Source organism: Wolbachia endosymbiont of Tuta absoluta (assembly GCF_059414725.1).
This window is the reverse complement of the sequence record NZ_JBNRJY010000490.1, coordinates 1-370: the sequence shown is the minus strand read 5'-3', so window position 1 is coordinate 370 and position 370 is coordinate 1. Positions and strand designations below refer to the sequence as shown.

General features: G+C 37.3%; 1 protein-coding gene. It reads right to left on the bottom strand.

The features are described 5' to 3' along the window. Positions 1-160: 160 nt before the first annotated feature. A partial coding sequence (locus ACJ5GX_RS05350; protein ID WP_495292780.1) for a hypothetical protein occupies positions 161-370 on the bottom strand: 210 nt, incomplete at its 5' end.

Genomic DNA, 370 nt, shown 5'->3' with positions numbered 1-370 from the left:
AAGCAAAGGGTGAAACCGCTGGAAGGGCCGCTAGTAGTTGATACTATGGTGTCTTTCATTTAATTCGTTCGCTTATTTACAAGGGTGGCGTGGCAAAGCTATACAAACTGTTTCACGCAAAGCGTGGAGTAGATTTCTCCTGAAAAACGATAAATTTGTTTTATGTAGGGTTTATGTAAAAACATAGCAATAAAAACGCTTGCCGACGAATAAAGATGCCTCCGCGGGATCGATCTAATACTAGATTAGGACACGTTGTATTCCAGAAGAAATTTTTGTTATGAAGTGCATTTTTATTAAAATCTTTACTGTGATAACATGCACTTTTATTGTTATTATCAGCAGAGAGCTCATTGTAAGGATAACCCTT